At 36.6% G+C, this 21514-nt stretch carries 17 protein-coding genes; all 17 read left to right on the top strand.

Going from position 1 to position 21514, the window contains the following annotated elements; translation table 11 throughout:
- Positions 1-9: 9 nt before the first annotated feature.
- The 17 genes from dxr to ACTNEP_RS02520 all read left to right on the top strand — a co-directional run bounded on the left by dxr (position 10) and on the right by ACTNEP_RS02520 (position 21498).
- Positions 10-1152 (top strand): 1-deoxy-D-xylulose-5-phosphate reductoisomerase, encoded by a 1143-nt coding sequence (dxr, locus tag ACTNEP_RS02600; RefSeq protein ID WP_441160027.1) that lies wholly within the window; start codon positions 10-12, stop codon positions 1150-1152.
- 29 nt (positions 1153-1181) lie between these two features.
- Positions 1182-2438, top strand: coding sequence for an RIP metalloprotease RseP (gene rseP / locus ACTNEP_RS02595; protein WP_441160026.1), 1257 nt, complete (start codon positions 1182-1184; stop codon positions 2436-2438).
- A gap of 34 nt (positions 2439-2472) precedes the next feature.
- Entirely contained in the window at positions 2473-4173 is a 1701-nt protein-coding gene (locus tag ACTNEP_RS02590; RefSeq protein WP_441160025.1) for a proline--tRNA ligase, read from the top strand.
- 682 nt (positions 4174-4855) lie between these two features.
- The gene (locus ACTNEP_RS02585; RefSeq protein ID WP_441160024.1) at positions 4856-9142 is read left to right on the top strand and encodes a PolC-type DNA polymerase III; all 4287 of its coding nucleotides are present in this window, start codon (positions 4856-4858) and stop codon (positions 9140-9142) included.
- Between the two features lie 638 nt (positions 9143-9780).
- On the top strand, positions 9781-10254 hold the full coding sequence (rimP, locus tag ACTNEP_RS02580; protein ID WP_441160023.1) for a ribosome maturation factor RimP: 474 nt from the start codon (positions 9781-9783) through the stop codon (positions 10252-10254).
- 14 nt (positions 10255-10268) lie between these two features.
- Positions 10269-11417 (top strand): transcription termination factor NusA, encoded by a 1149-nt coding sequence (gene nusA / locus ACTNEP_RS02575; RefSeq protein WP_441160022.1) that lies wholly within the window; start codon positions 10269-10271, stop codon positions 11415-11417.
- 12 nt (positions 11418-11429) lie between these two features.
- Positions 11430-11699, top strand: coding sequence for an RNase P modulator RnpM (gene rnpM / locus ACTNEP_RS02570; protein ID WP_441160021.1), 270 nt, complete (start codon positions 11430-11432; stop codon positions 11697-11699).
- A 1-nt stretch (position 11700) separates the two neighbouring features.
- Positions 11701-12021, top strand: a complete 321-nt coding sequence (locus tag ACTNEP_RS02565) for a YlxQ family RNA-binding protein (RefSeq protein ID WP_441160019.1) — start codon at positions 11701-11703, stop codon at positions 12019-12021.
- Between the two features lie 4 nt (positions 12022-12025).
- Positions 12026-14092 carry a translation initiation factor IF-2 gene (gene infB, locus ACTNEP_RS02560; RefSeq protein ID WP_441160018.1) on the top strand — a complete coding sequence of 689 codons (2067 nt, stop codon included), beginning with the start codon at positions 12026-12028 and terminating at the stop codon, positions 14090-14092.
- Positions 14092-14370: a DUF503 domain-containing protein gene (locus tag ACTNEP_RS02555; RefSeq protein ID WP_441160017.1), complete on the top strand. Its 279-nt coding sequence runs from the start codon at positions 14092-14094 to the stop codon at positions 14368-14370. The genes infB and ACTNEP_RS02555 overlap by 1 nt, the downstream gene beginning before the upstream one ends.
- Before the next feature lie 27 nt (positions 14371-14397).
- A complete protein-coding gene (gene rbfA / locus ACTNEP_RS02550) occupies positions 14398-14754 on the top strand; it encodes a 30S ribosome-binding factor RbfA (protein ID WP_441160016.1) in 357 nt (118 codons plus the stop codon).
- A gap of 143 nt (positions 14755-14897) precedes the next feature.
- Entirely contained in the window at positions 14898-15809 is a 912-nt protein-coding gene (gene truB / locus ACTNEP_RS02545) for a tRNA pseudouridine(55) synthase TruB (RefSeq protein WP_441160015.1), read from the top strand.
- Entirely contained in the window at positions 15810-16763 is a 954-nt protein-coding gene (locus tag ACTNEP_RS02540) for a bifunctional riboflavin kinase/FAD synthetase (protein WP_441160014.1), read from the top strand.
- Between the two features lie 127 nt (positions 16764-16890).
- Positions 16891-17160 carry a 30S ribosomal protein S15 gene (gene rpsO / locus ACTNEP_RS02535; RefSeq protein WP_441160013.1) on the top strand — a complete coding sequence of 90 codons (270 nt, stop codon included), beginning with the start codon at positions 16891-16893 and terminating at the stop codon, positions 17158-17160.
- A gap of 255 nt (positions 17161-17415) precedes the next feature.
- Positions 17416-19515, top strand: a complete 2100-nt coding sequence (gene pnp / locus ACTNEP_RS02530; protein ID WP_441160012.1) for a polyribonucleotide nucleotidyltransferase — start codon at positions 17416-17418, stop codon at positions 19513-19515.
- A 506-nt stretch (positions 19516-20021) separates the two neighbouring features.
- Positions 20022-21239 (top strand): M16 family metallopeptidase, encoded by a 1218-nt coding sequence (locus tag ACTNEP_RS02525; protein WP_441160011.1) that lies wholly within the window; start codon positions 20022-20024, stop codon positions 21237-21239.
- A gap of 19 nt (positions 21240-21258) precedes the next feature.
- Positions 21259-21498: a YlmC/YmxH family sporulation protein gene (locus ACTNEP_RS02520; protein WP_441160009.1), complete on the top strand. Its 240-nt coding sequence runs from the start codon at positions 21259-21261 to the stop codon at positions 21496-21498.
- Positions 21499-21514 lie beyond the last annotated feature (16 nt).

Here is a 21514-nt window from a genome sequence, read left to right as displayed (position 1 = left end):
GTTACCGTTATGAAAAATATCACATTATTAGGGGCTACAGGTTCTATTGGTCTACAAACATTGGATGTCATCAAGGAGCATCCTGATCAGTTTCGATTATATGGGATTGCATTTGGTAAAAATGTAAACAAGGCGACGGAAATAATCAAGACATTTAAACCAGAAATAATAGTAGCCCAAGATGAACAAGTAAGAAAAGAATTACTGATACATACTGGTGAGATTACAATCCTTATAGGTGAAGAAGGATTAAATGAAGTAAGTGCAGATCCAAATACGGATGTATTAGTTAATGCAGTAATGGGAAGTGTTGGGTTAAGCGCTACATTGACAGCTATTCAACATAGGAAGCAAATTGCAATTGCTAATAAAGAAACTTTAGTAACAGCTGGCCATTTAGTAATGGAAGCTGCTGAAAAGTATGGTGTAGATTTATTACCAGTGGATAGCGAGCATTCTGCTATTTTTCAAGCACTTAATGGAGAATCACGAACAGATATAAACAAAATTATCTTGACTGCTTCAGGTGGAAGTTTTCGAGATAAAAAGAGAGATGAATTACAAAATGTAACAGTAAAAGATGCTCTAAATCATCCTAATTGGAGTATGGGTGCGAAAATAACGATAGATTCCGCAACGATGATGAACAAGGGGCTGGAAGTGATTGAGGCACATTGGTTATTTGGAGTGCCCTACGACAGAATAGAAGTAATCCAACACAAAGAAAGTATTATTCACTCAATGGTTGAATATGCTGATAAGAGTGTGATAGCACAATTGGGAACACCGGATATGCGCGTACCGATACAATATGCATTGACATATCCTGACAGATTGCCATTATCACCTTCCAAGAGTCTTGATTTGGTGGAAATAGGTTCTCTTCATTTTACAAGCATGGATATGGAAAGATTCCCATGTTTAGCCTTTGCCTATCAAGCAGGCAAAAAAGGTGGCTCATTACCCACAGTTTTAAATGCTGCGAACGAAGTGGCAGTTGATTTATTCTTAAATGAAAAAATTACTTTTTTAGATATTGAAAACGTGATTGAGAACGCTATGTCAACTCACACTTTTATTAAACAGCCTGATTTGGAAACAATCAATTCGATTGATCAAGAAGTAAGATATAAAATGTATGAAAAATATTGATGTAGTGTTATAGGGAAGGAGTGCTTTGATTGACAACTGTAATTGCCTTTATTTTAATGTTTGGCCTTCTTGTTTTTGTACACGAATTTGGTCATTATTATGTTGCTAAAAAGACTGGGATGTTAGTTAGAGAGTTTGCAATTGGCTTTGGGCCTAAGGTATTTTCTACGGTGAAAAACGAAACATTATATACAATCAGACTGTTACCTATGGGGGGATATGTGCGTGTTGCCGGTGAAGATCCAGAAATAATAGATATAAAACCTGGACAACATATTGGCTTAACTTTTAATGAGAATGGGGAAGTCAATCAGATTATCGTAAACAACAAAGCAAAACATCCCGATGCTTTCGTGATCGAAGTAGAACATATTGATTTGGATCATGCATTAACTATACAAGGCTACGAAATTAATGAAGAAGAGAAGTATTCCTTCCGTGTAAATGAAAAAGCATTCTTTATAATGGATGAAAAGGCAACACAAATTGCCCCATACAACCGCCAATTTGCATCTAAAACTGTTGGACAAAGAGGGTTGCAATTATTTGCAGGTCCTTTAATGAACTTTGTGTTGACAGTAGTAATCTTTATGGTATTAGCGAATATCCAAGGGGTACCAGTGGAGGATGTACGAATCGGGTCCGTTGTTGATAATAGTCCTGCTCAGGAAGCTGGTTTTCAACCTGATGATACGGTAATTGAGATTGAAGGACAAAGTATTAGTAAATGGGAAGAGTTTCAAGAGATCGTTCAAGCAAGCCCAGATGAGCCTTTGGAAATGATCGTTTTACGAGATAATCAACAAGTTTCCCTTGAGGTTACTCCTGCACTAATTGAAACACCTGAACAAAATGTCGGACAAGTAGGTGTAACGCTAGCATTAGAGAAATCTTTCATTCGGACTATACCATATAGTTTAGAAGAAACATACCGTTGGTCCACTTTGATTTTAACAAATTTAGGGAAACTGATAACGGGTCAATTCTCTATTGATATGCTATCTGGACCGGTAGGGATATACGATGCAACCGATCAAGTTGTGAAAACTGGCTTTTTGAATTTTTTAACTTGGACAGCAGTATTAAGTGTCAATTTAGGGATTATTAATTTATTGCCTTTACCTGCATTAGATGGAGGAAGGTTATTGTTCGTTGGCTTAGAAGCCGTACGTGGAAAGCCGATCGATCCTCAAAAAGAAGGTGTCGTCCATTTTATTGGATTCGCGTTATTGATGCTATTAATGATTGTCGTTACATGGAATGATATCCAGCGATTGTTCTTATAACATGAAATTTTGAAATTACTGAGGTGAAATAGAGATGAGACAAAGTCAAACGTTAATTCCTACTTTAAAGGAAACACCTGCAGATGCAGAGATTAAAAGTCATCAGTTGTTGCTACGAGCAGGGTATATCAGACAAACTGCTTCAGGTGTCTACAGTTTTTTACCAATGGGAAATAGAGTATTAAAAAATGTAGAAAAAATTGTACGTGAAGAAATGGAAAAAGCTGGAGCTGTAGAAATGTTAATGCCTGCTCTGCAACTGTCTGATCTGTGGAAAAAAACAGGAAGATGGTATACGATGGGACCAGAATTGATGCGTTTAAATGACCGTCATGATAGAGAGTTCGCGTTGGGTGCCACCCATGAGGAAGTAGTAACAAGTCTTATTGGGGATGAAGTGAAAAGCTATAAAAAGCTACCTCTCTACGTTTACCAAATTCAAACGAAATTCCGAGACGAAAAGCGTCCTAGATTTGGTCTTTTAAGAGGACGAGAATTTGTTATGAAAGATGCCTATACTTTCCACACTGATCAAGAGAGTCTTGACGAGGCGTATCAGAAAATGTATCAGGCATATCAAAATATTTTTAGTCGTTGTGGGCTGAACTTCCGTGCAGTACTTGCAGATTCGGGTGCAATGGGTGGAAAAGATACGCATGAATTTATGGTATTATCGGAGATCGGGGAAGATACAATCGCCTATTCTGATAGTTCTGATTTCGCAGCAAATATTGAAATGGCACCGGTCAATATTACCTATAAACCGAGTGAGGAAGATGCACTGGATTTAGAAAAGGTTGATACACCTGGCTATAAAACGATGGTTGAAGTTTCTGAGTTTTTAGGACAACCTTTAAAAAAAGGGATTAAGTCATTACTGTTCAAAGTAGATGAACGTTATGTATTAGTTTTATCCCGTGGTGACCATGAAATCAATGACATTAAGCTAAAGAATGCGCTTGATGCTATGACTGTTGAGTTAGCACCAGAGGAAGAAATAAAACAACTGTTAAATGCGGAAAAAGGATCAATTGGGCCGGTTCATATACCTAAAGAAGTGGAAATCATTGCCGATCATGCTGTTCAAGCTATCCGTAATGGTTATTGCGGGGCTAATGAAAATGACAAACATTACAAAAATGTCAATCCAGATCGTGATTTTACGGTATCTTCTTATCAAGATCTTCGCTTTATCCAGGAAGGGGATCCTTCTCCTGATGGCCAGGGAACGATTAAATTTGCCAGAGGGATTGAAGTAGGACACATATTTAAATTAGGAAGTTTTTATGCCGAAAAATTAGGTGCTAAATTTTTGAACGAACAAGGTAAACAGGAAACGATGACAATGGGGTGTTATGGTATTGGAGTGTCACGTACATTAGCGGCTATAGTAGAACAATACCATGATGACAACGGAATTAAATGGCCAAAAGAGATTACGCCATATCAGGTCCATTTAATCGCAGTAAATCCGAAAAATCAGGATCAAATGATTGTAGCAGAGGAGATATATGAAAAACTACAGCAACACAACATCTCTGTATTATTTGATGATCGTAAAGAACGCCCTGGTGTTAAATTTGCTGATAGTGATTTAATAGGATTACCAGTAAGGATAACAGTTGGAAAAAAAGCAGGAGAAGGATATGTAGAGTATAAATTGAGAGATAACGGCGACCAAGAAGATCTTCACGTGTCAGAATTAATTGATAAAATCAATTCATTACTAAAATAACCACATTCCCTTGTCTCAATATCTTAGGCAAGGGAATTATCTATTTAACAAAAAGACATCCATTCAATAGAATATGTCACAGTTTACATATACTACGAAGTAACTGGACATGGATTTGCTCTTCCATTCTGCATTTTGATGAATGCTGCCATACACTCCGGCAGAATACTGCGCTTTTAGTCAAGGGCATAAGTGCAACATCTATTCAAGCAAAAATCGCTTTTGTAGTGTTTTCTATGCCGTCGGGCTCGGCTTCAGCTCTCGCTGTCCCACAGGAGTCTTCGTATTCTGCTTCCGCTATTTTTTCTCTGATTTATAGAAAGAAATGAAATCATGGTACTAAATTTTTCTGTTTTGTTATAGTGCTAATCGGCTGTAAATGCCCCTTTAGCATAGTCGCAGCCTTTGCTACATATGGTGGAGAAAGCGATTGGTTGATTTCGGATTAGTGTTGTAGGGCATATCTTAACGAAGGCAGCTGGAGTGGCGCGTTATGATCACGATATATGTCAAAATTACTTCATAGGTGACTGTGCATTTAGTTTCAAACAAACAGTATTTTCACAACTTCGCAGTTTGTATCAGTTCCGAAGTTTTTTAGGAGAGAAGTTGGAACTGATTTTTGTGTGGTTTTGTCTTGTGATAAAATAATAGGAAGATTAATAGGTAAAGGGGAACGAAAATGAGCATCTCTAATCAAGAAAAATTTCAGTTACTAATGAAACAGATTGGTATAGCTGATGACATGAAGAATAAATACTTTCAAAAAGGTGCAATTGAAAAATTAGAAGTATATCGCTCTAATCAGTTATGGCACTTTTATTTCCATTTGGAACGACCAATTCCCGCAGATATATATCAAGCATTTATTTTAAAGTTAACCGAAGCTTTTTCATCTATAGCAAAAGTTTCTTGGACGATTAATGTTGATCAGCAAGAAATAAATGATCAGGAATTATTTCATTATTGGCAAATCTTTTTATCAGAGCTGGTTAGAGAATCACCTAAATACCGCACATTTGAACATAAAAAACCTTTATTTAACGATAATAATATTATGTTAACTGTTAGTAATCAAATTGAAGCGCAATGGAATAAAAGTATTCAAACACAATTTGATCAATTCTGTCTGAAAGCTGGATTACCGAAACGGATGATCCAACTTGATGTAGCTGCACAGCAAGAAGAAATTGAAAAATTTCAACAGGAAAAAGCGATGGAAGATCGCAAGAAAGTAGAAGAAGCCTTTAAAGAACAAGAGAAACGGGCAAAAGAAGCGAAGCCGGAAAGTCCTTCAGGTCCTGTTCAAATCGGGTACCCTATTAAAGAAAATGCTTTGCCAATGAAAGATATTGTTGAAGAAGAAAAAAACGTTATCTTTCAAGGTTATGTATTCGATGCTGAAATTAGAGAATTACGATCAGGAAGACATCTACTTATTCTAAAAGTTACAGATTACACCGATTCTTTTCAAATTAAGATGTTCTCCAAAGGTGATCAAGATGTGGAGAAGTTTAAGCAGTTAAAAGAAGGTATGTGGATTAAGGCTAAAGGAATGGTTCAAACAGATAATTTCACGAATGAATTAACGATGATGGCGAAGGATATTCAACAGGTATCTTCTATCACTCGAGAAGATCAAGGATATGAAGGGGAAAAACGTGTTGAATTACACACACATACGTTAATGAGCCAAATGGATGCGGTTGTGTCTGCTTCGAATTTGATTGAACAAGCAGGTAAATGGGGGCATAAAGCTATTGCCATTACTGATCATGCAGTTGCCCAAGCATATCCGGAAGCATATGCTGCCGGACAGAAACATGGTGTCAAAGTTATATATGGTGTGGAAGCTAACATAGTCGATGATGGAGTACCGATTGCTTATAATGAAGCAGATCGTACTTTGGCTGATGATACGTATGTTGTATTTGACGTGGAGACAACGGGATTATCTGCCATATATGATACCATTATAGAACTTGCAGCTGTTAAAGTGCACAATGGCGAAATAATTGATCGGTATGAATCTTTTGCCAATCCCCATCACCCTTTATCTGAAACAACTACAAACTTAACTGGCATTACAGATGATATGGTAAAAGATGCGCCAGAAGTGGAAGAAGTCTTAAAAGAATTTCATGAATGGATGGGAGATGCTATTTTAGTAGCCCATAATGCGGATTTTGATATGGGATTCTTAAATACCGGTTTTAAACGTATTGGTTATCAAGAAGCTAGTAATCCTGTAATTGATACGTTAGAATTAGCACGTTTACTATTTCCGGAATTGAAGAATCACCGTTTAAATACACTTTGTAAGAAGCTAGATATCGAACTTACTCAGCATCACCGTGCTATATATGATGCCGAGGCAACAGGCTATTTACTATGGAAGTTTGTTAAACTATCAGTTGAGCGTGGTATTACGAATCATAATCAGTTTAATCAGCATATGGGAGAAGGAAATGCATATCAGCGTTCACGTCCTTTCCATGCCACATTATTAGCAGTAGACCAGGAAGGATTAAAAAATATTTATAAATTAGTATCATTAGCGCATATTGATTATTTCTATCGTGTACCTCGAATACCGAGGTCAAAGTTGCAACAATATCGAGAAGGTATTTTAGTTGGTACTGCCTGTGATCAAGGGGAAGTATTTGAAACGATGATGCAAAAATCAAAAGAACAGGCGGAAAAAGTGGCTAAGTTCTATGATTTTATTGAAGTGCAACCACCTGAAAACTTTGTCCACCTTTATGATAGAGAATTAGTTCAAAATGAAGCACAGTTATTTGATATTATTCGAAATATTGTTCAACTTGCTGAAGAGCTTGGGAAGCCTTGTGTGGCGACAGGAAATGTCCATCATCTGGAAAAGAATGATAAGGTATATCGTCAAATTCTGATCGCTTCACAAAGTGGTAACCCACTAAACAGACAAACATTACCAAATACGTATTTTCGGACAACAAATGAGATGATGGCAGCATTCTCGTTTTTAGGAGAAGAAAAAGCGAAGGAAATTGTCATCACAAATCCGAATGCTATTGCTGACCAAATTGATGAGGTAAAACCAGTAAAAGAAGATCTCTACACACCAAATATTGACGGTGCAGAGGAAGAAATAAGAGAATTAAGTTATAATTTTGCAAAATCAGTCTATGGTGATCCAATTCCGGAAATTGTCGAAAAACGGATTGAAAAGGAATTGAAAAGTATTATTGGTCATGGATTTGCGGTTATTTACTTAATATCACAAAAACTAGTGAAAAAATCGTTAGATGATGGTTATTTGGTTGGTTCACGTGGTTCTGTCGGTTCGTCCTTAATTGCGACTTTTACCGAGATTACAGAAGTTAATCCATTACCACCTCATTATGTATGCCCGGAATGTAAACACAGTGAGTTTTTCAATGATGGTTCTGTCGGCAGTGGTTTTGACTTACCGGATAAAAATTGTCCAAAATGTAATGCAGAATTGAAGAAAGACGGACAAGATATACCATTTGAGACTTTCCTAGGCTTTAAAGGGGACAAGGTTCCAGATATTGATTTGAACTTCTCGGGTGAATATCAGCCACGTGCTCACAATTATACGAAAGTACTTTTTGGTGAAGATAATGTATACCGAGCAGGAACAATTGGTACGGTAGCAGAAAAAACGGCATATGGGTATGTTAAAGGATACGCGAGTGACAAAGAATTAACGATAAAACAAGCTGAAGTAGACCGATTAGTGAAAGGATGTACCGGTGCTAAAAGGACAACAGGGCAACACCCAGGTGGAATTATAGTTGTTCCGGATGATAAGGAAATATATGATTTTACACCAATTCAATATCCAGCAGATGATCGAAATTCTGAATGGAAAACTACCCATTTTGATTTCCATTCCATTCATGACAATTTGTTAAAGCTTGATATACTTGGACACGATGATCCAACCATGATTCGTATGCTTCAGGATTTAAGTGGCATTGATCCACAAACCATTCCGACTGATGATGAAGAGGTTATGAAGATTTTTTCTGGACCTGAAGTACTAGGGGTTACCCCAGAACAAATCATGTGTAAGACCGGAACATTAGGTGTACCTGAATTTGGAACTAGATTCGTACGTCAAATGCTTGAAGATACAAAACCAAAGACATTTGCTGAATTAGTTATCATTTCTGGACTGAGCCACGGTACAGATGTATGGTTAGGCAATGCGCAAGAACTTATTAATAACGGTATTTGTGAATTACCGGATGTAATAGGTTGTCGGGACGATATTATGGTCTATTTGATGCATAAAGGTTTAGATGCCTCACTGGCATTTAAAATTATGGAATTTGTCCGAAAAGGGAAAGGGCTACAACCAGAATGGATTGAAGAAATGAAGAAACATGATGTGCCAGATTGGTATATTGATTCCTGTAAAAAAATAAAGTACATGTTCCCTAAAGCTCACGCTGCAGCATATGTATTAATGGCGATTCGAATTGCTTACTTTAAAGTACACTATCCTATCTATTTTTACGCTGCGTATTTTACAGTAAGAGCAGATGATTTTGAATTAGATACAATGATCAAGGGATCAGAATCCATTCGTAAACGCATCAAAGAAATCTTGGAAAAAGGAAACGATGCACCACCGAAGGAAAAAAGTTTACTTACGGTATTAGAATTAGCGTTAGAAATGTGTGAACGAGGCTTTCATTTTCAAAAGGTAGATTTATACCGATCTTCAGCGACAGAGTTTTTAGTAGATGGGGACAGTTTGATCCCACCGTTTAATGCTGTTGATGGTTTGGGGACAAACGCTGCGATCAATATTGAAAAGGCACGAGAAGATGGAGAATTTCTATCTAAAGAAGATTTAAGAGAACGTAGTCGCATTTCTAAAACTGTATTAGAGTACCTAGATCAACATGGCTGCTTAGAAGGAATGGCAGAAAAAAATCAATTATCATTGTTCTAATAAATAAGGCATGTTACGCGTTCTTAATGGGAGAACTATATGTAAGGAAATGTTGAGCGATAGGGAATGTCACAATCCAATAGTAGTGGTATTTATCTGTTGGAGGAAACTTTTATTGGAGAAATCCAGTAAATCCCTTGCATTATTTCCCTATTCATGCTATATTTTATACAGATTTCATTTGAAGCGACTGAAAAGAGTGGGGATTCCCACTCTTTCTTCTTAGCTGTCACCCAAGAGCGATATAGGGTTTTGATAAATCCCTTGCCATTTTTTGGCAAGGGATTTATCATTCCGACTTCACTTATAGGTGAAAGGTTCAATAATGTTGTCGGGGTACATATATTATTCCGCAAAAACGATTGTATTTCATGTATCAAGGTGCTTAATGTCTGTAAGCCTCAACTTCAAGCTTCAAGTAACACAAGGATAAGTTTAGGGTTAACAGACGTTAACACCTGATAAGTTTCGCTAATGATCAGAGAGGGGCAACCCCCACTGTTCATCGTCTAACTTTATATAAAGTAAACCGTTACTTAGCAACCGGCATCTCATATGGAACCAATTTAAGTGTGTATCGTTTAGTAAATATGGGAAATATATTTTAAGAACATAACTGCAGTAGAGGAGGTATTTCAATGGCAAACAAGATAGTGCAACAAACAGAAGAACTCGTTCTCCCCATATTAAAGGAGCTTTCATTAGAGCTAGTAGATGTCGTCTATGAAAAGGAAGGCCCAAATTGGTTTTTACGTGTATACATCGATAAAGATGGCGGTGTAGATATCGAGGAATGTGGTCAAGTTTCTGAAAGATTAAGTGCCAAGCTAGATGAAACAGACCCTATTAGTGAAGCATATTTCTTAGAAGTGTCTTCTCCAGGAGTAGAACGTCCATTAAAAAAAGAAGCTGATTTTGAAAATAATATCGGAAAGCATGTGTATGTGAAGCTTTATGAGCCGATAGCTGGTGAGAAGGAATTCACAGGAGATTTAGTTGATTTTAAGAATGGTTATGCAACTATTCGATACAAAGATAAAACGAAGCAAAATGAAGTGGATGTTCCTATGACGAAAATTGCTAAAGCTCGTCTGGCTGTAACTTTTGATTAAAGGGGGAAACTTTTGTGAACAGAGAATTGTTCGATGCAATGAATTATTTGGAAAAGGAAAAAGGGATTAATAAAGAAATCCTGATGGAAGCGTTAGAAGCTGCCCTGATTTCGGCCTATAAAAAGAATTTTAAATCAGCAACCAATGTTAGAGTAGATCTAAATGAAGAATCTGGAACGATGGGTGTTTTTGCACAGAAAGAAATTGTTGAGGAGGTAGAAGACCATAATCAACAAATCTCACTTGAAGAAGCACATAGTATTAACCCAGCATATGAGATTGGTGATGTAGTGGAAATTGAAGTAACACCTAGAGATTTTGGGCGGATAGCAGCACAAGCAGCAAAGCAGGTTGTTACACAAAGAGTCCGAGAAGCTGAACGTGGAATTATCTATAATGAATATATTGACCGTGAGGAAGACATTATGAATGGTACGATACAACGGATGGATGGTCGCTTTATTTACGTGAATTTAGGAAAAGTTGAAGCAAAATTACCTGAATCTGAATGTATGCCAACGGAAACATATAATGTTCATGACAGAATTAAAGTCTACGTAACAAAGGTAGAAAATACTAATAAAGGTCCGAATATCTTTGTTTCCAGAACTCATCCTGGACTATTAAAACGTTTATTTGAAATGGAAGTGCCAGAAATTTATGATGGTACGGTCGAAGTTAAATCTGTAGCACGTGAAGCAGGAGACCGTTCGAAAATTTCCGTTCATGCCGAGGATCCGGAAATAGATCCTGTTGGTTCTTGTGTTGGTCAAAAAGGACAAAGAGTACAGACAATTGTCGATGAATTAAAAGGAGAAAAAATAGACATTGTCGAATGGTCAGAAGATCCTGTTGTCTATGTATCCAATGCACTAAGTCCATCAAAGGTTGTCCAAGTACTTGTTAATGAAGATGAAAAAGCAACTACTGTAATAGTTCCTGATTATCAATTATCATTAGCGATTGGTAAACGAGGACAAAATGCTAGATTAGCTGCGAAATTAACGGGTTGGAAAATTGATATTAAGAGTGAATCCGAAGCTAAAGAAGAAGGGCTTATTGCAGAAGAAGATCTGGATGAAAGCATTGAGACTTTAGAATACGAGGATAACGTAGAATATGAAGAATCCTACGAAGATATGGACGAAGATCTGTTTAAGTAAGGAGGAATTCATATGATGAAAAAACGGAAGGTACCACTAAGAAAATGTGTTGTTACACAAGAAATGATGCCTAAAGGATCCTTAATTCGAGTGGTGAAAACGAAAGAAGGCGAGGTTTTCGTTGATCCAACTGGTAAAAAGAACGGGCGAGGAGCTTATGTTTCTAAAGATCTACAAGTAGTGGATCAGGCAGAAAAATATCGCGCGCTGGAAAAACAGTTGGACGTTAAGATCCCGCAAGAAATATATGACGAGTTAAGAGTACAGATTGAAGGCGAATAAAGTGGAAAATAAAAAATCTTATCTTAATATAATTGGATTGGCCAACCGTGCTGGAAAATGCACGTTTGGGGAAGAACTAATAGTCAAAGAAATTCAGTCAAAAAAGTCAAAGCTAGTTTTAATTGCAAGTGATATTGGTGATCAAACACGAAAGAAATTAACGGATAAGTGTCATTTTTATAACATTCCTTATTTCTTTGTGGATGATCGTGATACACTTTCACAAGCAGTAGGTAAATCAGGTCGTGTAGCTATTTCCATTAATGAACAAGGATTTGCGAAGAAATTGATTGCATTACTTGATGAAAATATTCGGGGGTGAACGTATGTCAAAAATACGAGTATATGAGTACGCAAAGCAAGTAAATAAATCCAGTAAAGAAATTATTAATAAACTGAAAGAGTTAGAGCTTCCAGTTTCCAATCATATGTCTACTATTACAGATGATATGAAAAAAAAGCTTGATCAAAGCTTTCAATCAAAGCCGAAAGAACAACCACAAAAAAAATCAGGAAATCAAGCAAATACAAAATCTCAAAATAATCAACAAAACAAAAAACAAAAGAAAAAGAATAATCATCATCATAAGCAACAAGACAAAAGACAAGAAACAAAGAAACCAACTAATACCCAACCACAATTGCCTGATAAAATAACCTATTCCGGCTCCATAACAGTTGCAGAGTTAGCGGAAAAGTTAAAGAAAGAGACAAACGAAATTATTAAAAAGCTAATGTTTTTAGGCGTCATGGCAACAAAGAACCAAGATTTAGATGAAGATGCGATAGAATTAATTTGTGGTGAATATGGAGTAGAAGTGGAACAAGAAATAGAAGTGGATAAAGCAGATCTGGAAACATACATTGAAGAAGATGATCCGAATAAATTAGAGGAACGCCCACCAGTAGTAACAATTATGGGACACGTTGACCATGGTAAAACTACGTTGCTTGATTCCATTCGCCATACGAAGGTAACGGAGGGTGAAGCTGGTGGAATTACCCAGCATATTGGTGCATATCAAGTAAGAGAAAACGGCAAAAAAGTTACTTTCCTTGATACACCAGGACATGCCGCGTTTACGAGTATGCGTTCGCGAGGTGCTCAAATAACAGACATTGCTATTTTAGTAGTAGCAGCTGATGATGGTGTTATGCCACAAACGATTGAAGCAATCAACCATGCTAAGGCAGCGGAAGTACCAATAATTGTAGCAGTGAACAAAATGGATAAAGAAGGCGCAAATCCGGATCGTGTCATGCAAGAACTAACAGAATATGAATTAATCCCTGAAGACTGGGGCGGAGACACTATCTTCGTACAATTATCTGCATTAAAAGGTGAAGGAATTGACGATCTATTAGAAATGATTCTTCTTGTGGCAGAAGTGGAAGAATTAAAAGCAAATCCAAATCGTCGTGCGGATGGTACTGTTATTGAAGCACAATTGGATAAAGGTCGAGGTTCTGTTGCATCATTACTTGTACAAAATGGTACACTAAAAGTAGGAGATCCTATTGTAGTTGGTAATACGTTTGGTCGTGTTCGTGCGATGGTCAATGATTTAGGTAAACGTATTAACTCTGCTGGACCTTCCACGCCTGTTGAGATTACGGGTCTTAATGAAGTACCTTTAGCAGGAGATCGATTCGTTGTCTTTAAAGATGAAAAACAAGCACGCCAAATTGGTGAAATGAGACAAGAAAAACAATTGGAAGAAAAACGTGGTACACAGTCTCGTGTCAGTTTGGATGATTTATTCGAACAAATCAAACAAGGTGATATCAAAGATATAAACGTGATTATCAAGGCAGACGTCCAAGGATCTGTCGAAGCATTAGCTGCTTCATTACAAAAAATTGATGTAGAAGGTGTTAAAGTTAACATCATTCATACTGGTGTTGGTGCAATCAAAGAATCAGATATTATTCTTGCTTCAGCATCTAACGCTATTGTTATTGGGTTTAATGTTCGACCAGATAATAACGCAAAAAAAGCAGCTGAATCTGAAAATGTTGATATTCGTCTTCACCGAGTTATTTATAAAGCAATTGAAGAAGTGGAAGCAGCGATGAAAGGTCTCCTAGATCCTGAGTTTGAAGAGAAAGTAATTGGGCAAGTAGAAGTAAGAGAGATCTTTAAAGTATCCAAAATTGGAACAATTGCAGGTGCTTACGTTACCGATGGAAAAATAACTAGAGATTCCGGAATTCGCTTAATTCGTGACGGTGTTGTTATTTACGAAGGTGAAATTGATACATTGAAACGATTTAAAGATGATGTAAAAGAAGTAGCTCAAAACTATGAATGTGGTATAACGATTAAAAATTACAATGACATAAAAGAAGGCGATGTAATCGAAGCATTTGTGATGGAGGAAATTGAAATTTAATGATCACTTATGCAGAAGTAGAAATCTTTTTGTATGAATGTCAATCGTTAAAAGATAAACGATCTGTATTAAAGAGAGTGAAGAATCGTCTCAGAAAAGAGTTAAATATTGCGATCGCTGAATTGGATTTTCAGGATTTATGGCAGCGATCTAAGCTAGGGGTTGTAACTGTCACCCAGTCGAGTGAAATTGGTGAACAAATTATCCAACAAGCATTAAGGATAATCGATTCTTTTACGGAAATTGAACGAACTCTAACAAATACAGAACTTAGATGAAGTAAGATGAGGAAAGAGGTGATATAGATGGGAGAATTACGCTCTAATCGAGTCGCCGAACAAATGAAAAAAGAGCTTGGTGATATCATATCTCGTAAAATAAAAGATCCTAGAGTAGGGTTTGTAACAATTACCGATGTTGAAGTAACCGGAGATCTGCAGCAAGCGAAAGTTTTTATTTCGGTTCTGGGTGATGAAAATAAAAGACAGGAAACGCTAATTGGTCTTGCTAAAGCAAAAGGTTTTATCCGTTCAGAAATTGGCAAACGAATCAGATTAAGAAAGACACCTGAATTAATATTTGATTTCGATGATACCATCGAACGTGGAAACCGAATCGAACATATCCTGAAAGAATTAAATCAATCTGAAAAAGATCAATAAGAACAGAAAACCCTTGTCCTTTACAAGGGTTTTCTTCCTGAATTAACGAATTCTCTAAAATATATACTGCATTCAACTTATGGAATAAATTGCTATAAAAAGGGATCGCTTTTTGTTTACAATATATAGTGTGGAGGTGACGTATGGACGGGATTTTGCCATTATGGAAAAATAGAGGGATGACATCTCATGATTGTGTTTTTAAGGTTAGAAAATTACTACAGACGAAAAAAGTAGGACATACTGGGACATTGGATCCGGAAGTGGAAGGCGTACTACCCATTTGTATCGGCGAAGCAACTAAAATCGTTCCCTATTTAACCGATACGACTAAAACTTATCGAGCAACAGCAACTCTTGGCTTTTCTACAGATACGGAAGATCAAACAGGAACGATTGACATCCGAAAAGAAATAGATACGGAAATATCGAGTGAGTACATTAAAGGTGTATTACAGCAATTTTGTGGGGAAATTACACAAAAGGTTCCTTTATATTCGGCAGTGAAAGTAAAGGGAAAAAAGCTTTATGAATATGCGAGAGCAAATGAACCAGTCGAAAGACCATTTCGTCAAGTTATGATCCACAATATTCGTTTTTTGGCTGCTACATATGATAAAGTAAAAAAGACACAGTCTATAGATTTTGAAGTTACATGTTCTAAAGGTACTTACATTCGCACATTATGCGTCGATATCGGAAATGCGTTAGGCTTTCCCTCCCATATGTCCCATTTGATAAGGATAGCTACTGGAAATTTGTCAGAGCAAGATACTGTTACGCTTGCCCAAGTTCAGGAGTACATAGCCAATGATCAGCCAGTCCCAATTTTGTCAATCAATAAAGGTCTTGCTCATTTAGATGAATTAGAAATAGATGAAGAAACAATGAAAAAGGTGGTAAATGGCCAAAAACTACCACTACCTAATCCTACTCCAAAAACGACTTTTTTCCGGTTGACTTATAACAATAGCGTGGTAGCTATTTATCAAATACATGATAATAAGAAAGAAATAAAACCAGCACGTGTTTTCAGACTGAATGAAGGAAAGTAGGTGAAACAGGTGAAAGTACAACCACTTGTATACCCCCATAATTTAAAAAAAGACAACCTGCCAGAAACCGTGGCGGCTATTGGTTTTTTTGATGGAGTCCATAAAGGGCATCAAACTGTCATTCAAGAAGCTATCAATATTGCCAGCGAATCGGAAAGAGAATCAGCAGTGATTACGTTTGATCCACATCCTTCCGTAGTACTACAAAAAAATAAGAACCAGGTAAGGTACATAACCCCTATTGATGATAAAATTAAACAGCTTGAGGCACTAGGGGTTGATAGAGTATATGTAGTTCGTTTTGATTCGCAATTAGCACAGCTGACACCGGAGGAATTTATTGACGAATTTGTGATCACGTTACATATCACTCATTTAGTTGCAGGGTTTGATTTTACCTTTGGACATAAAGGTGCAGGTAATATGGATAATATTCAGGAATTAGTTGGCAATAATCTTGAAGTAACAACCATAAGCAGGTTAGATTATCAGGATGAAAAAATTAGTTCTACGAGAATACGTAATGAATTGAAACAAGGAAATATGAAAGAAGTAGAGCTACTGCTAGGTAGGCCATATTCCCTAGTTGGAGAAGTTATTCATGGAGATAAACGAGGACGAACAATAGGGTACCCAACGGCTAATCTCAAAATAGAGAATGCTTTTCTGTTGCCTAGAATAGGTGTTTATGCCGTTGAGGTAAAAATTGGAGATAAACAATATTATGGTATGGCAAGTATTGGATATAACCCAACATTTACTGATGATAGAGTAAATACGAAACTCGAAGTACACATTTTTGATTTTGATGAGAATATTTATGGAGAAAAAATAAAAGTGTATTGGAAAAAATATATCCGCGACGAGGAAAAATTTTCAGGAATAGATGAATTGGTGGAAAAGTTGAAAGAAGATGAGGAACAAAGTCGTAAATTTTTTTCAATAAATGAATAAAACTACTTGCATTTTAAGTCGAAAAGTTGTAACCTTTAATACGGAAACCATCCACTTGGCAATTCGATTTCTCCGGCGATTGCTAGGGGATCGGGGTTTCAAGCTGAAATATTAGGAGGTGAATAGGATGGCTATCACACAAGAACGTAAAAATGAACTCATTAATGAATTCAAAACACACGAGAATGACACTGGATCACCAGAGGTTCAAATTGCTGTCCTTACTGAGGAAATTAATAATTTGAATAATCACTTACGTATTCATAAGAAAGATCACCATTCACGTCGTGGTCTATTAAAAATGGTAGGTAAACGTCGTAACTTGTTAAATTACTTACGTAATAAAGATGTTGCACGTTATCGTACACTAATTCAAAAATTAGGTTTACGTCGATAAACCAACAAAAAGCGGGAGGGATCCCGCTTTTTCTGTATCTAAAAAAATAATGGAAATAATAAGCCTATTTGCATAAAATATCTGACTGTTGTTTATATAATTAAATGACATAATTGATTAAATCAATGCAAAATAGAAAATACTAATATTATTCCAAAACTTGTTGAATAAATGGAACTAGTTACATATGCGTTAACAACATGCTAAAATAACAGTAGTAATGTACAAGCATAGTGTTTTGAGAGGAGTACAATAATGGTAGAAGAAAAGCAAGTATTTTCAACTGAAATTGCTGGTAAACCATTTCGAGTGGAAATCGGTGAACTGGCAAAACAAGCAAATGGTGCATGTATGGTGCATTATGGTGACACAGCAGTACTAGCAACTGCAACAGCTTCAAAAGAACCAAAGGATTTACCTTTCTTTCCGTTAACAGTCAATTATGAAGAGCGATTATACGCTGTTGGGAAAATCCCTGGAGGATTTATAAAGAGAGAGGGTAGACCTAGTGAGAAAGCAGTATTAACATCGAGATTGATCGATCGTCCGATCAGACCATTGTTTCCAGATGGTTTCCGTAATGAAGTACAGGTAATTAGTACGGTTATGAGTGTAGACCAGAACTTACCTTCTGAAATTGCAGCAATGATTGGTTCTTCGATTGCATTAGGTGTATCAGATATTCCCTTTGGTGGACCTATTGCAGGTGTAGTAGTTGGTAGAGTAGACGGCAATTTTGTCATAAATCCAACATTAGAAGAACGTGAAAAAAGTGATATTGATCTCACTGTAGCCGGTACAAAAGATGCGATTAACATGGTGGAAGCAGGAGCAAACGAAGTACCAGAAGAAATCATGTTAGAAGCTATAATGTTCGGTCACGAAGAAATCAAACGATTAATTACTTTTCAGGAAGAAATTATCGAAGCACTACAAGTAGAAAAGATGGAAATTCAATTATTTGAACTTAATGAATCCATAATGGAAGAAGTTGAGAAGAAGGCCAAAGATCGACTTGTAGAAGCAATCCAAGTACAAGAGAAACATGCACGTGAAGCAGCAATTGAACAAGTTAAGGCTGAAATTAAAGAGGAATATGAAGAAGCCGAAGAGGAAACACTTAAACAAGTTGCAATGGTGTTAGATAAGATTGTTAAAGAAGAAGTTCGTCGTTTGATTACGAAAGAAAAAGTACGACCAGATGGACGTAAAATAGATGAAATCAGACCATTGTCTTCAAGAATTGGCGTTTTACCTCGTACACATGGTTCTGGCCTGTTTACACGTGGTCAAACACAAGCCTTAAGTGTTTGTACATTAGGTGCGTTAGGAGATGTGCAAATTTTGGATGGTTTAGATGCAGAAGAATCCAAACGATTTATGCATCACTATAATTTTCCATCCTTCAGTGTTGGGGAAACTGGACCAATCCGTGGACCAGGTCGACGTGAAATTGGCCATGGAGCTTTAGGTGAACGCGCATTAGAAAAAGTAATTCCAGACGAAAAAGAATTTCCATACACTATTCGTCTTGTTTCCGAAGTATTAGAGTCTAATGGTTCTACATCACAAGCTAGTATTTGTGCTAGTACATTAGCAATGATGGATGCAGGTGTTCCGATTAAAGCACCAGTTGCAGGTATTGCGATGGGACTAGTTAAATCGGGAGAAGACTATACGATCTTAAGTGATATTCAAGGCATGGAAGATTTCTTAGGAGACATGGACTTTAAAGTAGCGGGTACTGCAAAAGGTGTTACAGCATTACAAATGGATATTAAAATTGAAGGATTATCACGTGAAATCCTAGATGAGGCTCTAACACAAGCGAAAAAAGGACGTATGCACATTCTTTCTCATATGTTAGAGACGATTCAAGAGCCAAAACATGAATTATCTGATTATGCTCCTAAAATTTTAACGATGGATATTAATCCCGATAAAATTCGTGATGTCATTGGGCCAAGCGGTAAACAAATCAATCAGATCATTGAAGAGACTGGCGTTAAAATTGATATTGAACAAGATGGTCATGTCTTTATTTCTTCAACAGATACAGATATGAACAAGAAAGCTCAAAAATTAATTGAAGATATTGTTCGTGAAGTAGAAGTTGGTCAAATGTATCTTGGTACAGTAAAACGTATCGAAAAATTTGGAGCATTTGTTGAGTTATTTAAAGGCAAAGAAGGACTTGTTCATATCTCAGAATTAGCTGAAGAGAGAATTGGTAAAGTGGAAGATGTGGTATCTATTGGCGATCAAATTATGGTGAAAGTAAAAGAAATTGACCGTCAGGGACGTATCAATCTCTCAAGAAAAGCTGTTTTGATCGAACAAAAAGAAAACAATTAATCAAAGAAGAAGCTGGCCAACCAGTTTCTTTTTTTAAAATCTGCAGAAAATATAAAAGACTTACATAAAACATATACTGCGAATTAGATTTACTTTTCTTCCATTCTGAAATTCGGTGTGTTTGTGCAACACTGCGGGAAAATAGTACGCTTTCCATCGGAACAGCTCAGCTTGATCAGAAAGCAAAAATCGCTTTCCTGTAGAATCTTCAGCTCGTGCTTCCCGTAGGAGTCTACGTATTTTCCCTCCGCTTAGTAAAGTGTTCAGATTATAGAAAATATAGGTCCTTAGGAATTAATTTCTATAGTTTTCCCACTTCCATAAGATGGACCATTACATTAGCGTAGGTAGAAAACGTAGTATTCTGCCGAAGCGAATGGTAGCACATCAACAGTCAGATTGGAAGAAACCTTCATTAAGGAGAATCATTAGTTCGCAGTAAGGTATGTGATGAATTAGCTTAGGTAGGGTGAGGATTTATAGTATGGAATTTAGGAGGATTTGGATTGTTACATCGTAAGGAATGCAGTAATGGAATGCGTATTGTTTTGGAAGAAATCACTTCTGTAAGATCCGTAACAATTGGCATATGGATTAAAACTGGTTCAAGAGATGAACCGGCTGAACTAAACGGCATATCTCACTTTATTGAGCATATGTTATTTAAAGGAACAAAAAATCGAACATCACAAGAAATAGCGGAGGCATTTGACGGCATTGGTGGCGAAATTAATGCTTTTACTTCAAAAGAATATACCTGCTTTTATGCCAAAGTCCTGGATACACATAAAGAAATGGCGATCGAAATATTGGCAGATATGATACTTCATTCTAGCTTTGACGAAACGGAAATCGAAAGAGAGAAAAAAGTAATATTAGAAGAAATCAATATGACAGAGGATACTCCAGATGATATTATTCATGATTTATTGGCCAAAGTAGCTTATCAACAACATCCATTAGCAAAACCAATATTAGGTTCAAAGCCTTCTGTTAATCAGTTAGCACAACAAGATATGTTGGATTACTTACAAAGTAAATACATTCCCGATAATATGGTGGTATCGATCGTTGGTAACGTGGATATCAGTTTTATTAATGAGGTGGAAGCTATTCTCTCGTTTGAAAGAAGTACAACATCTTCCCCTAAAATTTCTGATAGACCCGATTTTAATGCTGGGCAAATATCACAAATGAAAGAAACAGAACAAGCCCATTTGTGTGTTGGTTATGAAGGTGTCGGGATTGAGGATAAACTGGAATATGCAATGATGATGGTGAATAATGTATTAGGAGGTAGTATGAGTTCCAGGCTATTTCAAGAAATAAGAGAAAAATGGGGAATGGCATATTCTATTTTTTCTTATCATAGTGCATTTGTGGATAGTGGCTTATTGACCATCTACGCAGGTACATCCAAAAATCAGTTGGACATAGTGCAAGAAAAAATTCATCAAATTGTAAATCAGTTAAGAAAGAAAGGATTATCCGATAAAGAGTGGCAAAATAGTAAAGAACAATTAAAAGGGCTTTATATGTTAAGTCTTGAAAGTACAAACAGTAAAATGAGTCGTAATGCAAGAAATGAATTACTATTACAAGCTCATCCTTCACTCGATGATATCATGAAAAAAATAGATGATGTCAAAATGGAGGATGTTCAAGATATTCTAGAAACGTTACAGTCTGATAGAGCGGCAACTGCCATTATTTCACCTGAATAACAGAATGGAGGTGGCAATCATGCGTTTTAATGATTTAAGCAGCAAAGAATTAATTGACTTGACAACAGGTTCTAGACTGGGGGTTTTAGGGCAAACTGACCTTGAAATTGATGAAAAAACAGGTCAAATCTTATCTTTTACCATACCACAATACAGTATGTTTGGTTTAAGAAAGTCAGATGCTTATTCACGGATTGATTGGAAACAAATAAAAAAAATCGGAGACGATATGATCATTGTAGAAACTGAAGAAGTGTGAAAAACGAAGCCATTGG

The sequence above is a fragment of the Gracilibacillus sp. HCP3S3_G5_2 genome (genome assembly GCF_052063305.1).
Lineage (GTDB): Bacteria > Bacillota > Bacilli > Bacillales > Amphibacillaceae > Gracilibacillus.
Note: the sequence above shows the minus strand (reverse complement) of the source record. Positions and strands in the feature narration are given on the sequence as shown.

Coding starts and splice junctions, on each gene's coding strand:
- rimP (WP_441160023.1), top strand. CDS start 9,781: ATGGCAAACAAGATAGTGCAACAAACAGAAGAACTCGTTCTCCCCATA.
- truB (WP_441160015.1), top strand. CDS start 14,898: ATGGACGGGATTTTGCCATTATGGAAAAATAGAGGGATGACATCTCAT.
- ACTNEP_RS02555 (WP_441160017.1), top strand. CDS start 14,092: ATGATCACTTATGCAGAAGTAGAAATCTTTTTGTATGAATGTCAATCG.
- rbfA (WP_441160016.1), top strand. CDS start 14,398: ATGGGAGAATTACGCTCTAATCGAGTCGCCGAACAAATGAAAAAAGAG.
- pnp (WP_441160012.1), top strand. CDS start 17,416: ATGGTAGAAGAAAAGCAAGTATTTTCAACTGAAATTGCTGGTAAACCA.
- rpsO (WP_441160013.1), top strand. CDS start 16,891: ATGGCTATCACACAAGAACGTAAAAATGAACTCATTAATGAATTCAAA.
- ACTNEP_RS02585 (WP_441160024.1), top strand. CDS start 4,856: ATGAGCATCTCTAATCAAGAAAAATTTCAGTTACTAATGAAACAGATT.
- ACTNEP_RS02590 (WP_441160025.1), top strand. CDS start 2,473: ATGAGACAAAGTCAAACGTTAATTCCTACTTTAAAGGAAACACCTGCA.
- ACTNEP_RS02520 (WP_441160009.1), top strand. CDS start 21,259: ATGCGTTTTAATGATTTAAGCAGCAAAGAATTAATTGACTTGACAACA.
- dxr (WP_441160027.1), top strand. CDS start 10: ATGAAAAATATCACATTATTAGGGGCTACAGGTTCTATTGGTCTACAA.
- infB (WP_441160018.1), top strand. CDS start 12,026: ATGTCAAAAATACGAGTATATGAGTACGCAAAGCAAGTAAATAAATCC.
- rnpM (WP_441160021.1), top strand. CDS start 11,430: ATGATGAAAAAACGGAAGGTACCACTAAGAAAATGTGTTGTTACACAA.